The sequence below is a fragment of the Flavobacterium inviolabile genome, assembly GCF_013389455.1.
In the GTDB taxonomy this organism is placed as follows: Bacteria; Bacteroidota; Bacteroidia; order Flavobacteriales; family Flavobacteriaceae; genus Flavobacterium; species Flavobacterium inviolabile.
Genome location: NZ_CP058278.1, coordinates 3,332,054 through 3,346,751 on the forward strand (window position 1 = coordinate 3,332,054; position 14,698 = coordinate 3,346,751).

The window sequence follows — 14,698 nt, forward strand, 5'->3', positions numbered from 1 at the left end:
AAACTTATGATGTCTTTTCAGTTGCTAAAATAGCAATAAATTGTTGTATCGTTTCTTCTAATGGCAAAAAGGATTTTCCGCCGGCTGCATTTATATGTCCGCCGCCGTTAAAATGCTTTCTTGCAAATTGATTCACATCAAAACCGCCCTGCGATCGGAAGGAGATCTTAACGATTCCTTCTTCTTTATTTTCAATAAATATAGCGGTGAAATCAATCCCTTTAATCGAAAGGCCATAATTTACAATGCCTTCCGTATCGCCTTTGGCATAATCAAACATATCCAGTTCTTCCTGCGTTAAGGTAATATAGGACGTTTTATATTCCGGCAGCAGTTTCAGGTTTTGAAGTCCTCTTCCCAGCAGCTGCAAACGGTTATAAGAGCTGGTATCAAACAATAAATTGTGAATTTTACTGTTTTCCACACCTTTATCAATCAAATCGGCCACTACACGATGGGTGGTACTGGTTGTTAATGGAAAGCGGAAAGAACCCGAATCGGTTACAATACCGGTATAAATACAGGTCGCAATGGTTTTGTCTATTAAATCCCCATACCCCAGTTCCTGTAAAAAGGTAAACACCATTTCGCAGGTAGAACCGTAACCGGTATCGGAAAAAGTATATTGTGCATAAGTATCCGGCAGCTGGTGGTGGTCGATCATTACAAAGGTTTTGTCTTCCAGCGTTTTTAAGAAAACTTCCATTTGCTCCCCAACGCGGTGCAGCGCATTAAAATCCAGTGTAAAGACGATATCTGCCTGTTTTAGCCGTTCTTCGGCTGCTTTTTTATCCGTTTCATAAATCATTACGGTTTCCGAAGCCGGAAGCCAGTTTAAAAAATCGGGAAAATCATTCGGAGAAATCACAACCGCTTCATGGTTTAACTTCTGAAACGTGTGATACAGGGCTAAAGTAGACCCCATTGCATCACCATCAGGATTTCTATGCGGAATAATCACAATCTTTTTAGGTGAAGCAAGCAGCGTTTTTACAGCTTCAATTTCATTTTTATTCATCATGCTGCGAATTTACAGTTTTTTGGTTCACAAAAATAATTCCTACTTCTTAAAAAATACGGTTTTAAAAAAACTCTTAAAATATAATGTGCTTCGATACGTTTTTTTGTATTATTGTCACTGCTAAATGAATTCAACCCAATGAAAACTATTAAAAAAGCTTTTATTCTTTTATTGCTGATTGCCGGCGGAAACGAGCTATACAGTCAGGATTACCGCTTTATAACAACCGGCGTGAGCGTATCTGAAAAAGATAAAAAAGGAAAATGGAGCGATTATACCGATTTTAAAAAGGCCGAGATTATTGTCAACCTGAACACCGACAAAAACAGGATCATGATTTACTCCAATGTGGAGCAGTTATTCAAGATCGTTGAGTATTATGACAAAAAATCAACTCCTACAGATGATATCGCTTCGTTTCAGTGTGTCACAAATGACGGTGAGAACTGTGTTGTCAGCATTTATACCCGGAAAAACCAGGGTAACCGGAAACAACTGTACATCTATTATAAGGACAGAATTATCGTGTACAACATGAAATATCTTAAGAACTAAAAAATAACCAGCATAAAAAAAGCGCTATTCCGGGAATAGCGCTTTTTTTATATAATTACTTTAAGCAGAGCTTAAAAGATCATTTTCAGGATATAATAAATAATAGCTGCGATTAAAGCCGATACCGGAATGGTTAAGATCCATGCCCATAAAAGGTTAATCGTTACACCCCATCTTACCGCCGAGATACGTTTGGTAATCCCAACCCCGATAATCGAACCGGTAATGGTATGCGTTGTCGATACAGGAACGCCCATGTGCTCCGTTAAATATAACGTAACCGCTCCGGCAGTTTCTGCCGCAACACCTTCTAACGGCGTTACTTTGGTAATTTTAGAACCCATTGTTTTCACAATTTTCCAACCGCCGCTCAATGTTCCTAAACCGATAGCCAGGAAGCTGACAAAAGGAACCCAGGCCCAGTCGTCTACGAAATGCGCAAAACGATCGGCAGACTCTAAAGAAGTATAGGCTACGTCACCCATGTTCATGTGGTAGCAGATTACCGCTGCTCCGATAATACCCATAACTTTCTGAGCATCATTACCACCATGTCCTAAACTGAATAATGCCGAAGAAACCAACTGTAATTTCTTAAACCATTTATCAGCCTTATGCGGGTTTGCCTTCCGGCAGATATTCATAATGAGTATGGTGATGAGATAGGCAATTAACATACCGATCAAAGGGGCACAGAAGATAAAAAGGAACGTCGGGATAACTTTCACATAGTTAATAACGTCTACTCCGTTTTCTGATAAGGCTCCGGCATGTGCCAAAGCTGCTCCCATAAAACCACCTAATAACGTGTGGGATGAAGAAGAGGGAATACCCAGCTTCCAGGTTAGTAAATTCCAGATAATCGCTGCAATAAGCCCGGCAAGAATAACTTCAAGTGTAATAAAGTTTTCGTTAACCGATTTTGCAATCGTATTACCGATCTTAAACTCCCCTATCCAGTAACGGGAAATAAAATAGGCTGCAAAGTTAAATGCTGCGGCCCATAATACTGCCTGGAAAGGTGTCAGAACTTTTGTTGCCACGATAGTTGCAATGGAATTTGCCGCATCGTGAAAACCGTTGATATAATCAAAAATCAGTGCCAGTACAATGATTATGATAAGTAATGTAAAATCCATAGAATTTCGTTTCTAAAGTAATGAATGCTGTTAAGAATATTTAACCGTTACCGATTCCAATACATTGGCAACACTCTTACATTTGTCTGATGCAGTTTCTAATGCCGATAAAACCTCTTTATATTTAATGATGTTTTTAGCATCCGTTTCGTTTTCGAAAATATCGGCTACCGCTTTATCAAATACATTATCTGCTTTACTTTCTAATTTGTTGATTTTTTTACACGCATCAGCAATCGCTTTCAGGTTTTTCAAATCTTTAAGCTCTTTAATGGCAACACCAATATGCTGACATGCTTCCAGATTGATCTCTGTTAATTTACGGATTGATTTTGTAATTTTTTCAACCTGGTACAAACGCATTCTGCTTGCTGCACCGTGCATATAATCTGCCACATCATCAATTGCCGTGATCAAAGCGTGAATATCCTCCCTGTCAAAAGGAGTAATGAAGTTTCGGCTTAACTCTAAGTTTGTTTTATGCGTAATTTCTTCAATATTTGCTTCTAATTCTTCGATCTTTTTATAGTACTCTTCACGTTCATTTTTAGAAGCGTTTACTGCTTCATGAAGTGTTTCAGCCAATTGAATCAGGTTCAACGAAGCCTGCTCAAAAAGAGGGAAAAATTTCTTATCTTTCGGTACTAAAAACTGGAAAATGTTGTTTAATGACATCGTATGTTAATTTAATGACGCGAAATTACCCTCGTAGTGTTAAGTTAACGTTAACTAAACAACAATTCATGTTTAATAAATCCCATTCAAAAACTTCGGCGCAGACACTACTTTTTATTGGCAATTAAATCGTAAATTAGCGCGCCAACAAAGGAAATAAAAAGCATAAACACAACACATAATGGACTTAAACTTCAACAAAAACGAAGATCATAACAAACTATTAGTCTCAGAATTAAAACAAAATTTAGCGAAAGTTAAACTTGGAGGTGGAGAAAAACGCATCGCAAAATTACATTCGGAAGGAAAAATGACTGCCCGTGAGCGTATTGATTATTTACTGGACGAAAAAGCAAAGAGCGTGGAAATCGGCGCATTTGTAGGCGATGGTATGTATAAAGAACACGGCGGATGCCCTTCGGGAGGTGTCGTTGTTAAAATAGGATATATAAAAGGGAAACAATGTATCGTTGTAGCCAATGATGCCACGGTAAAAGCCGGAGCCTGGTTTCCGATTACCGCAAAGAAAAACCTGAGAGCCCAGGAAATCGCCATGGAAAACAAACTTCCTATTATCTACCTTGTGGATAGTGCCGGGGTTTATTTACCGTTGCAGGATGAGATCTTCCCGGATAAAGAACACTTCGGGCGTATTTTCCGTAACAACGCCATCATGAGCAGCATGGGTATTACCCAGATTGCCGCTGTAATGGGAAGCTGTGTTGCCGGTGGAGCTTATTTACCGATCATGAGCGACGAAGCACTTATTGTGGACAAAACAGGCAGTATTTTCCTGGCCGGAAGCTATCTGGTAAAAGCCGCTATTGGCGAAACAATCGACAATGAAACACTGGGCGGTGCAACTACACACTGTGAAATCTCAGGCGTTACCGATTATAAAGCAAAAGATGATAAAGACGCTCTGGACACCATCAAAAACATTGTGGGTAAAATAGGCGATTTTGAAAAAGCAGGATACAATCGTGAAAAACCGGCAAAACCGGCTTTAGACGAAAACGAGATCTACGGAATACTTCCAAAAGCACGTTCGGAACAATATGACATGATGGAGATCATCAAACGTATGGTGGACAATTCGGAATTTGACGAATACAAAGCCGGTTACGGACAAACGATCATTACCGGTTATGCCCGTATTGACGGCTGGGCTGTGGGCATTGTGGCCAACCAGCGTAAAGTGGTAAAAACCAAAAAAGGAGAAATGCAGTTTGGCGGGGTAATTTATTCCGACAGTGCCGATAAAGCCACCCGTTTTATTGCCAATTGTAACCAGAAGAAAATTCCATTGGTGTTTTTACAGGACGTTACCGGATTTATGGTAGGTTCCAAATCCGAACACGGCGGTATCATTAAAGACGGAGCCAAAATGGTTAATGCTGTTTCCAACTCTGTAGTACCTAAATTTACCGTTGTAGTAGGAAACTCTTACGGAGCAGGAAACTATGCCATGTGTGGTAAAGCCTACGACCCGAGATTAATATTCGCATGGCCAAGTGCCGAACTGGCAGTAATGGGCGGTGCGCAGGCTGCTAAAGTATTATTGCAGATTGAAGCGTCTTCCTTAAAAGCCAAAGGTGAAGAATTAACACCGGAAAAAGAAGCCGAGATGTTCGATAAAATCAAAGCGCGTTATGATGCTCAGGTTTCTCCGTATTATGCCGCTTCCCGACTTTGGACCGATGCCATTATCGATCCGCTGGATACCCGTAAATGGATCTCCATGGGAATTGAGGCTGCCAACCACGCCCCTATTGAAAAACCGTTTAACCTTGGCGTAATCCAGGTATAACCGTTAAAATGTAACAAATTCAAAAATCTACTACTTATTCTCAGGCAGTAGATTTTTTTTATGCCCAAAAAACACAATAGATACCCGTTTTACTATTAATTTAGCACTATTATTATAACCCAATTTATAAGCTATGAAAAACATTATTCTCTCCGCAATGGTAGTATTAGGAATGCAGCAGGTTTCTGCACAGCTTATCACGGAAAAAGAAACTTTTACCAGACGCGATTCGCTGCATGGCGGACTTCGTCCGGAGCGAACCGATTATGATGTGCAGCGTTACGACCTGAACATTACCATCAATCCCGGAGAGCGTTCCATCACGGGTTATAATGATATTACTTTCAAACTGATATACAACACCAATAAAATCCAGGTGGATCTATTTGAAAACATGAAAGTAGACAGTATCGTATTCGAAAAGAAAAAACTGGACTATATCCGCGATAATGACGCTGTTTTTATCGCCTTTCCAAACCGGTTAACGAGAGACAGCACCCATAAAATACGTTTTTATTATTCCGGTAAACCAACGGTTGCCAAAAATGCACCGTGGGATGGCGGTTTTGTTTTCAGCAAAGATGCCCAGGGAAAAGACTGGATCGCTGTTGCAGTACAGGGAACCGGAGCCAGTTTGTGGTATCCGGTAAAAGATTCCCAAACAGACGAACCGGATAAAGGCGCTACCATTAAAGTGGCCGTTCCAAACGGCTTGATGAATGTTTCCAACGGCAGGTTCCTGGGAAGTGAAGACCTGAAAAACGGTTATACCCGATGGGACTGGGAAGTGATTAACCCGATTAACAACTACGACATTACGGTAAATATTGCCGATTATGCCCATATTCACGACAATTATAAAGGTCTGGATCTGGATTACTACGTATTGCGTGAAAACGAAAGCAAAGCCCGCAAACACTTTGAAGAAGTAAAACCCATGATGGACTGCTTCCAGTCGAAATTCGGGAAATACCCGTTCTGGGAAGACAGCTATAAATTAGTCGAAACACCCTATCTGGGAATGGAGCATCAAAGTGCCGTTGCCTATGGTAACAAATACCGAAAAGGCTATTTAGGACGTGACAACAGCGGTACCGGAATTGGGATGACGTTTGACTTTATCACCATACACGAATCCGGGCACGAATGGTTCGGGAACAGCATCACCTCAAAAGACATCGCAGACATGTGGATACACGAAGCCTTCACTACCTATACAGAAGCTGTTTTTGTGGAATGTACGCTGGGCTATGACAAAGCACTGGCTTACGTGAACGGTCAGTCAAGAAACGTTCGTAACGACCGTCCGATTATCGGTTTCTACGGAGTTAATAAAGAAGGTTCCGGCGATATGTATTACAAAGGCTCCCTATTATTGAATACCATCCGCCACATTATCAACAATGATAAAAAATGGTGGAAGCTGTTACTGGATTATTCCGAAACCTATAAAAAACAAATTATCGATACCGAAACGGTTATTGCCTTTTTCAACAAAGAAACCGGTATGAACCTGACGCCGCTTTTTGACCAGTACCTTCGCTATAAAGATATTCCGGCTTTAGAATTGCGCACTGAGAACCAAAAAGTGGAATACCGCTGGAAAACCAATGTAACCGATTTTCAGATGCCTATTGAATATTCCTACAACGGAAAAACAAGCAGGGTGAATGTCACCAAAGAATGGCAGCAGTTTGACAAAAAAACAGACCTGAATAAATTGAAGTTCAATACCCAGAAAATGTATTATACTGTAGTAAAATAAATATTAAATTATTTATTTTAACATTTAACATCGTTAAAACACTTATTTTTAACTAAAAAATTATACATTTTAATTTTTATTTAGTAACTTTCATCCTAAATCAAATAGTCATTTGTTATGGATAGAGTTAAAAGTTTAAACAAATGGGCCAATGCGCATACCAGCTATCCGCTAGACCTAGTTAGAATTGCTCTTGGTGTCTTTTTGTTTTTGAGAGGTGCCTTTTTTGTTGCAAACAGACAATATCTGCATGAAATTTTAGGCCACATGAATCGAAATTTCGGCAGTGAAATGCTACTCATCCACTATGTTGCTTCTGCACATATGGTTGGCGGTATCATGATTGTTTTTGGTTTACTTACCCGCTGGTCCATCTGGGTGCAATTGCCTATTTTAATCGGTGCGGTAATGATTAACTTTTTAGGGCAGATGAATGTCCAGAACTTTATCATGGCAACAATAACCCTGTTAGTCTGTATCTTTTTCCTTTTTTACGGAAGCGGAAAACATTCGGCTGACTACTATTTTAAGATGAATAAGTAGCCTAGAAAATCCCTACCACAAAGACCACTTGAACCAACGTGTATTCAGAAACGTGTTGTGAACATCAAAACAGGTGACTTTGTGGTTTTTTTATTGAATCGTATCCCGCCTTTTTACTTTACCGGTGTCTGTTACCTTAAATGCCGGAACAAAAATGATCTCTTTAGGTTTCTCAAATTTCCCTAAAAAATCGAAAATCGCATTATCAATGGGATACGGTTCACTTTCAATTACCAGAACCAGTTTTTCCCCCAGTGTTTCATCTTCTTTCCCGATCACATAAAAACGATGCGGAATAACGGCCGCTAATTTTTCCTCCAGCTGTTCCGGAAACAGCTTTACGCCGCCGCTGTTGATAACGTTGTCAAAACGTCCCAGCCATATAAATTGTTTTTCATTAACAAGCTCGACCATATCGTTTGTAACCAGCTGTTCCCCGCAAACCCTCGGCGCATCAATCAGCAAACAGCCTCTGTTGTCCGTACTGATGGTAATTCCCGGCAAAACCGTAAACGCGGTTTCCTGCACTAATTTTGCGGCAATATGCGTGATGGTTTCGGTCATTCCGTAGGTTTCATAAACCGCAACCGGAATTTCTTTCAGGGCAGCCGCCAGAACCGTATTGATCTTAGCACCGCCAATAATGATTGTTTTAATTTGCTGCAACTGCCCTAAAGCATACTGAACCTGCAACGGTACCATGGCGCCAAACTGATACACCGTTTCATTTCCTGCCAGCGGATTCGAACTGGGCGCCACATAATCGAGTTCCAGCCCTAAAATAAAAGCCCGCACCAGCATCATTTTTCCGGCGATATACTGAATAGGCAGGCAGTGCAACGCTTTATTACCCGGTTCTAACTTAAAAAAATCGCCGGTTGCCAATGCCGAATTTACCATCGCATCCTTTTGCAACCGGATCACTTTGGGCGTACCGGTAGTGCCGGAAGTGGTTATTTCGATAAAATCTTTTTCATCAAACCATTCCAGTATAAAGTTTCCCAAAGCCTTTTCATGCTCCTCCCCTTCCTTGATAAAAACAAAAGCACGCTGGTAAAGTTCTTTACCGTTAAAATGGGTACCATTCAATTTGAACCTGTTGTGCACTTTTTTATAAGTCAGCTTTTCCATATACTGCAAGTTTATAATGTTTCGGTAGTATTAAATTGTAATTTTCCGGTTAGCTTATCTGACCAATTATTCCATTGGTATTTTTTTGCAAATACATAAATAAGCAAAGGAAAAACCACAAATACCGGCAAAATCACATCAAATCCGGCAGAAGGTTCCGACAAGTCTTTAAGAATCGAATGGGTCTGGAATGCAGTCCAGTCCGACGTGATTAAAAGCGCTCCGACCAGATTATTTGCCGCATGGAAGCCTAAAGCCAGTTCCATGCCTTCATCCATTAAGGTAATGATTCCCAAAAAGAAACCGGTACCAATATAATAGATCAGTATGATATAGCCCATTTTGCCTACTTCCGGATTGGCAATATGCATCAGTCCGAACATAATGGACGTAACCAGCAGCGGTATTAATTTACTATTCGTCACCACACCCAGGCCCTGCATTAAATAGCCCCGGAAAAGGTATTCTTCAAAACTGGTTTGCAGCGGTACTAAAATCACCGCCAGGATCAGAAAGGAAAAAAAGGGAACCGGCTGAAAATTGATTTTAAAATTTTCAGGATGTGAAAAGTAAACCAGTAACGTCAACCCAACACTAACAAAACCCCACAAACCGAAAGAGAAAAACACCCGTTTCCAGTCAATTTTTACGCGGGATGTGGTCAGGCTGGTAATGCTCTGGCGGTGGACCACTTTTACCCAGATCAGTAAAAAGATACAGGCTAACGACAGCGGAATAATCAGGGCTACAAAAGTAGCGTTCACGCCTATTGCCGCAATGGTCTGATGCATCACCTCTTCAGTATTCACATCCATAGAAGCAAAATAATTAGCCAGCATTAACACTAAAAACAAAACAGGAATGGGCAGGTACAATAAAAAATTAAACTTTTCGGTCTTTACTTGTTCAATAAACATATTGAGGGAGTGTTATGGGTTAGGTCCGTGACACCGGTTCACGGGTTAATAATTTGTTACCACTAAGTTACTTCAATTTTCAAATAATATCATTTCCTTTGTAAAAAATATTCTGCTATGATCACTATTTATCACAATCCCCGCTGTAGTAAATCCAGAGAAGGACTTTGCCTGCTGGAAGACAAAGGCATCACATTTGAAACGGTTAAATACCTGGATCAGCCTTTAAGCAAAGAAGAATTACGGTCTATTATCGGCAAGCTCAACATCAAACCCATTGAATTGGTACGCCAGAAAGAAAGTTTATGGATTGACAATTACAAAGGCAAAACGTTAAGTGATGAAGCGGTAATTGAAATCCTGTCAGAACATCCGAAACTGATTGAACGTCCGATCGTTATTAATGGCGATAAAGCCGTAATTGGCCGTCCGACGGCGAAAATACTGGACATTATTTAGAATAATTATAGCTTCGTTTTAACAAACATTTGTGATTTCGCGCTTAAACCTACGGTTACTTTTGCAGTCTTAAGAAGAAAACCAAACTAATTATTCATGAAAAGAGTTCATCTTGCAATAGTAATGCTATTGTTTTTGACATCATTCGTCTCTTTTGCCCAAAAACCTGATGGTAATAAAGTTACCGTTACCGGTAGAGTTGTAGACGGTGAAACCAAACAGCCTTTGGAGTATGCCAATGTTTATGCACAAAATCTAAAAAACCCTTCTACCGTTTCCGGTGCGATGACAAACGACAAAGGAGAATTCAGCTTTGAAGTTCCTGCCGGCAATTACTATATAAAAGTAGAATTCCTGTCTTTTAAAACCGTGGAAATTAAGCAAAAAGAGCTGACAAAAGACACTAGTCTGGGCATGATTACCCTGTCGCTTGATGCCAAATTGCTTCAGGAGGTTACCGTAGTAGCAGAAAAATCTACTGTTGATATCAAACTGGACAAAAAAGTATACAATGTTGGAAAAGACATGACCGTTAAAGGCGGAAGTGTGAGTGATGTTCTGGATAATGTTCCTTCCGTTTCTGTAGATTCAGACGGTAATGTAAGCCTTAGAGGAAACGACAATGTTCGCATCCTTATTGACGGAAAGCCATCCGGTCTTGCCGGAATCAATGTTGCTGATGCGTTGCGTACGCTTCCGGCAGATTCTGTTGATAAAGTGGAAGTTATTACCAATCCGTCTGCAAGATATGATGCCGAAGGTGGAGCCGGTATTGTTAATATCATTCTTAAAAAAGGAAAAGCACAGGGCATTAACGGAAGTGTTACGGCTGTTGCCGGTAATCCGGATAACTTTGGTGTGAATGCCAGTGTGAATTACAGAAGTAAAAACTTCAACCTGTTCACTACTTCCGGCTATAACTATAGCGATAGTCCCGGAAACTCATTTACCAATTCGGAATATTTAGATAAAAACACCGGAGCTGTTACCGGATATATCAACGAGAGCAGAGCCAACAGAAGAGAGCGTAAAGGATACAATACGAATTTCGGTATGGAATGGTACCTGACCAAATCATTAACCTGGACTAACTCTGTTGGTATCCGAAAAAATACCGGAGGTAATCCGGACAATGTGTATTTCGATAATTTCGATGCAAATCACAACTATCTTTTTACCCGAAATCGTTTTAACGATCAGACGAATGATTCCCAGAACGTGGAATATTCAACCAACTTTACAAAGAAATTTAAAAAAGACGGTCATAAATTAACCGTTGATGCTTCCGTTTCTTCAAACAGAGACAATGACGATGCTACCATTAGCGACATTCAATTGAATGACAACATCTATAGTGCTGACAGAACCTTCAACAAACAAAAACAAAACCGTAGCCTTATTCAATCCGACTATGTATTGCCAATTGGAAAAAACAGCCAGTTTGAAGCCGGTTACCGTGGTGATTTTACCGACCTGACAACCGATTACAGAGTGGACAACTTTACCAATAACGTTTGGCAGAACAACAGTGATTTAACAAACGTTTTCGAATATAAAGAGCAAATCAATGCCCTTTATGCACAGTTTGGTTCAAAAATCAAGAAATTCAGCTATATGTTCGGATTGCGTTATGAAAACTCCAATATCGACATCAACTTTTTGAAAAACAGCGATTTCAACACTAAAAAATACGATAACTTTTTCCCAAGTGTTTTCCTGACGTATGAGTTTTCTCAAAGCAACAGCGTGAGTTTGAGCTACAGTAAAAGAATCAACCGTCCGAGAGGCCGTTTCTTAAACCCGTTTAGCGGACTTTCGAGTAACATCAACGTTTTTGAAGGAAATCCGGATTTAAATCCTTCCTATACCAATTCCTTCGATTTAGGTTATTTAAAACGTTGGGACAAACTTACATTAAGCACTTCTGCTTATTTCAACAAAACGGATGACAGCTTCCAGTTTATCAAAAAAGCAACCGGTAATTCCATTGAAGGAACACCTGTTTATGTGAGTACACCAGTAAACTTAGCGACAGAATACCGTTTTGGTTTTGAATTTACGTTAAACTACAATCCGTACAAATGGTGGAAATTGAACGGTAACTTCAACTTCTTCAGAAACGAACTGGACGGAAGCTATACCTATACCGATGCCAATAATGTTGAAGTATTACAGGATTTAAGCAATACTGCCTACAGCTGGTTTACCAGAGTGAGCTCTAAAGTTACTTTACCGTATGGAATTGACTGGCAGACCAACGCTACTTACAATGCGCCGCAAAACACGTCGCAGGGACGAAGTGAAGGAATTCTATCAGCTAACCTGGCATTCAGCAAAGACATCCTGAAAGACAAAGCTACCATTGCCTTAAACGTAAACGACGTATTCAATTCCCGTAAAAGAATTAGCGATACCAACATCCCGTTACAATTAAACTCACACAGTGAAATGCAATGGAGAGAGCGTCAGATCAACCTGTCTTTCACTTACCGTTTTAACAAAAGCAAAAACGAAAGAGAAAAACAACAAAAAAGAGACGACAATAACGGTGGTGACGAATATATGGGCGGATAATCCCATAACCGGAATACCCAATAAAAAAACCTTCAAAGTTAGCTTTGAAGGTTTTTTTTATGTTTATGACTTTTTTACTTATCGTATCAGCAGCTTTTTCACTACCGTTTTATTATCGGATGTAATTTTTGTAATGTACATTCCGGAAGACAAATCCAGGAATACTTTTGTTGTACCTTCAAAATCCAGTGTTTTCACTTTTTGCCCGGTAATTGTGTACACTTCCAGCTGTCCGCGATCCTGAACACCGTCAATATACAGATAATCGTTCGCAGGATTCGGATATAACAATACCTGCAATGCGTTCACATCCGGTGTACTCAAAGTAGCCGACCAGGGTTCCCCTACATGCGTTCCCCAGATATAATCGGCAAGACCCGGATGATCGATAAACGGATTGCGGTTCACCTGCCAGGTATAAATATAATTGTTGCGGTTCATTTCAAAATCATCCGACGGATCGCTGTGGTTCCAGGCCAGTAAAGACGCTAAATCACCCAGCTGCCCTACGGTAGTATCCGGTGGATTACCGTTTACCACATCCAAAGCATTGTAACGAACTGCCATATAGAATACCGCACGCGCCACATCGCCTTTCCACGAACCCTGAGTACCAACAGGACCGTTATAGTCCGTACCGCCGTAATCACGGTTGTTTCGGGAACTGTTTTCCGGACCGTCCTCTGCTCTTAAATGATGCGCATCGGCATGTGCCGCATTGATATCATCGGCATTGGTTGGCAGCCAGACATTGATCCCGTCCGGAGTAGACGAAGTACCGTTTGAAAATCCGCCTCTTGACTGCGGATAAATGTGCTCCCGGTTCCAGGTTCCTACGTTACTGCTGCCGGTTTGATAATCCAGTTTCGCCCGCGGGGACTCAACATACATCATCCAGACCTGATTACTGTTCAGCGGATTCTGATCTGCTTTTTTAAGTATTTCAACAATGTCGCCATAATTGTGAGCTCTCACTACCGCCGGATTGGCAATAATATTCTGGACAGCCTGTTTTAACGCCGCTCCGCTCAATCCTTCCAGTGAACTGTAATAACCGGCTGGTGCCGTACTTGTAACCACCCCATGCGTAGGATTTAAAGGCGTTCCCCATGCCGAAACCGTAAAATCGTTGTCGATTACACGGATTTCAATATTGTCGTTCATGCGCACATAACCGGCAGGAAGGGTCCCGAATTTTATTTTCAGCACCTCATCCCCTTCATCAATTGCATCATCGATGATCTGGATCGTGGTCGAAAAAGAATTGGATCCTGCAGGAATCAAGACCGTGGTATTACCGGTATAATCTGCTGTTGTAAAACTATCGTTATGCAAAGAAAAATTAAACGTCAGGTTATTCGCTACATTGGTTTGTGTCGTAAACGTAATAACAAAACTATCCCCTTCATTCAGGTGCGTGGTGGGTGCTGTTATCGTAATCCCGTTAAAAACAATACCGCTGCCATCATTATTCGCTCCGGGTGTAGGCGCTTTAACCTCATAGGTTCCATCCGCTTTTCGCTGAATGGACTGTACCGTACCCTGGCTGTTCATGTTTTCATTAATCTGCGTGCTCACTCCCAATGCCGACAGCAAAGCCGTTGCCTGCGTATTGTTGTTTCCGTATACCAGCGCATCGATCAGGTTGGTTGTTGATGCCGGTGTGTTCATTGGAAAATCGGAACCGTTCGCCTGATAAATCGCAACCGCATCCGGTCCGTTCTGCACGACATTATTAGAAAAAATATACGTCGGCACAGGAGATACCAGCGTATTTCCCAACACGATAATACCGTTTGCATCGGTCGTTAATCCGTCCAGGTCAATGGCATAATAGCTCAGGTTAGAGGTTCCCGTACTACCGCCGTTAAACAAAACCAGTACATAACCGTTCAAAGAAAAATTCGGAACAGTGGATTTCAGTTCAATAAACTCTTTATCATCTGTTGAAGGCGTATCGGAATCCAACTCATTGATTACTACCTGAGAAAAGATAACATTTGACGCTAAAAAGAGTAAAATAATTAGTAATTTTTTTGTCATTCCTATTAAGTTTAGCGACAAAGTTAATTATAAACAAAAAACTAAAGGCAGCATAATTATTAATAC

12 protein-coding genes are annotated in these 14,698 nt (G+C 40.7%); 6 read left to right on the forward strand and 6 right to left on the reverse strand.

Going from position 1 to position 14,698, the window contains the following annotated elements:
- Positions 1 to 4 precede the first annotated feature (4 nt).
- Positions 5 to 1,021, reverse strand: a complete 1,017-nt coding sequence (locus tag HW120_RS15000) for a DHH family phosphoesterase (protein WP_177735004.1) — start codon at positions 1,019 to 1,021, stop codon at positions 5 to 7.
- Between the two features lie 138 nt (positions 1,022 to 1,159).
- Between HW120_RS15000 and HW120_RS15005 the strand changes: the two genes are divergently transcribed.
- The gene (locus tag HW120_RS15005) at positions 1,160 to 1,576 is read left to right on the forward strand and encodes a hypothetical protein (RefSeq protein ID WP_177735006.1); all 417 of its coding nucleotides are present in this window, start codon (positions 1,160 to 1,162) and stop codon (positions 1,574 to 1,576) included.
- Between the two features lie 71 nt (positions 1,577 to 1,647).
- Here the strand turns inward: HW120_RS15005 and HW120_RS15010 are convergent, their stop codons facing one another.
- Both HW120_RS15010 and HW120_RS15015 read right to left on the reverse strand, forming a co-directional pair.
- The gene (locus tag HW120_RS15010; protein ID WP_177735008.1) at positions 1,648 to 2,715 is read right to left on the reverse strand and encodes an inorganic phosphate transporter; all 1,068 of its coding nucleotides are present in this window, start codon (positions 2,713 to 2,715) and stop codon (positions 1,648 to 1,650) included.
- Between the two features lie 30 nt (positions 2,716 to 2,745).
- A complete protein-coding gene (locus HW120_RS15015) occupies positions 2,746 to 3,390 on the reverse strand; it encodes a DUF47 domain-containing protein (RefSeq protein ID WP_177735010.1) in 645 nt (214 codons plus the stop codon).
- A 181-nt stretch (positions 3,391 to 3,571) separates the two neighbouring features.
- Here HW120_RS15015 and HW120_RS15020 point away from each other — a divergent pair, with 181 nt between their 5' ends.
- The 3 genes from HW120_RS15020 to HW120_RS15030 all read left to right on the forward strand — a co-directional run bounded on the left by HW120_RS15020 (position 3,572) and on the right by HW120_RS15030 (position 7,508).
- Positions 3,572 to 5,200, forward strand: a complete 1,629-nt coding sequence (locus HW120_RS15020) for an acyl-CoA carboxylase subunit beta (RefSeq protein WP_177735012.1) — start codon at positions 3,572 to 3,574, stop codon at positions 5,198 to 5,200.
- Between the two features lie 133 nt (positions 5,201 to 5,333).
- Positions 5,334 to 6,965, forward strand: coding sequence for a M1 family metallopeptidase (locus tag HW120_RS15025; RefSeq protein ID WP_177735014.1), 1,632 nt, complete (start codon positions 5,334 to 5,336; stop codon positions 6,963 to 6,965).
- Positions 6,966 to 7,082: 117 nt separating this feature from the next.
- Complete coding sequence (locus HW120_RS15030; RefSeq protein WP_177735016.1) at positions 7,083 to 7,508, forward strand: DoxX family protein; 426 nt, start codon at positions 7,083 to 7,085, stop codon at positions 7,506 to 7,508.
- Between the two features lie 90 nt (positions 7,509 to 7,598).
- Here the strand turns inward: HW120_RS15030 and HW120_RS15035 are convergent, their stop codons facing one another.
- Positions 7,599 to 8,639, reverse strand: coding sequence for an AMP-binding protein (locus HW120_RS15035; RefSeq protein ID WP_177735019.1), 1,041 nt, complete (start codon positions 8,637 to 8,639; stop codon positions 7,599 to 7,601).
- A gap of 11 nt (positions 8,640 to 8,650) precedes the next feature.
- Positions 8,651 to 9,556 (reverse strand): CPBP family intramembrane glutamic endopeptidase, encoded by a 906-nt coding sequence (locus tag HW120_RS15040; protein WP_177735021.1) that lies wholly within the window; start codon positions 9,554 to 9,556, stop codon positions 8,651 to 8,653.
- A gap of 117 nt (positions 9,557 to 9,673) precedes the next feature.
- On the opposite strand from HW120_RS15040, the gene arsC reads away from it, so the two are divergent.
- Together arsC and HW120_RS15050 are read left to right on the forward strand one after the other, a co-directional pair.
- A complete protein-coding gene (gene arsC / locus HW120_RS15045; RefSeq protein ID WP_177735023.1) occupies positions 9,674 to 10,015 on the forward strand; it encodes an arsenate reductase (glutaredoxin) in 342 nt (113 codons plus the stop codon).
- A 96-nt stretch (positions 10,016 to 10,111) separates the two neighbouring features.
- A complete protein-coding gene (locus HW120_RS15050; RefSeq protein ID WP_177735025.1) occupies positions 10,112 to 12,589 on the forward strand; it encodes an outer membrane beta-barrel family protein in 2,478 nt (825 codons plus the stop codon).
- A 78-nt stretch (positions 12,590 to 12,667) separates the two neighbouring features.
- On the opposite strand, the gene HW120_RS15055 is transcribed toward HW120_RS15050, so the two are convergent.
- The gene (locus HW120_RS15055) at positions 12,668 to 14,632 is read right to left on the reverse strand and encodes an endonuclease (RefSeq protein ID WP_177735027.1); all 1,965 of its coding nucleotides are present in this window, start codon (positions 14,630 to 14,632) and stop codon (positions 12,668 to 12,670) included.
- Between the last annotated feature and the right edge of the window lie 66 nt (positions 14,633 to 14,698).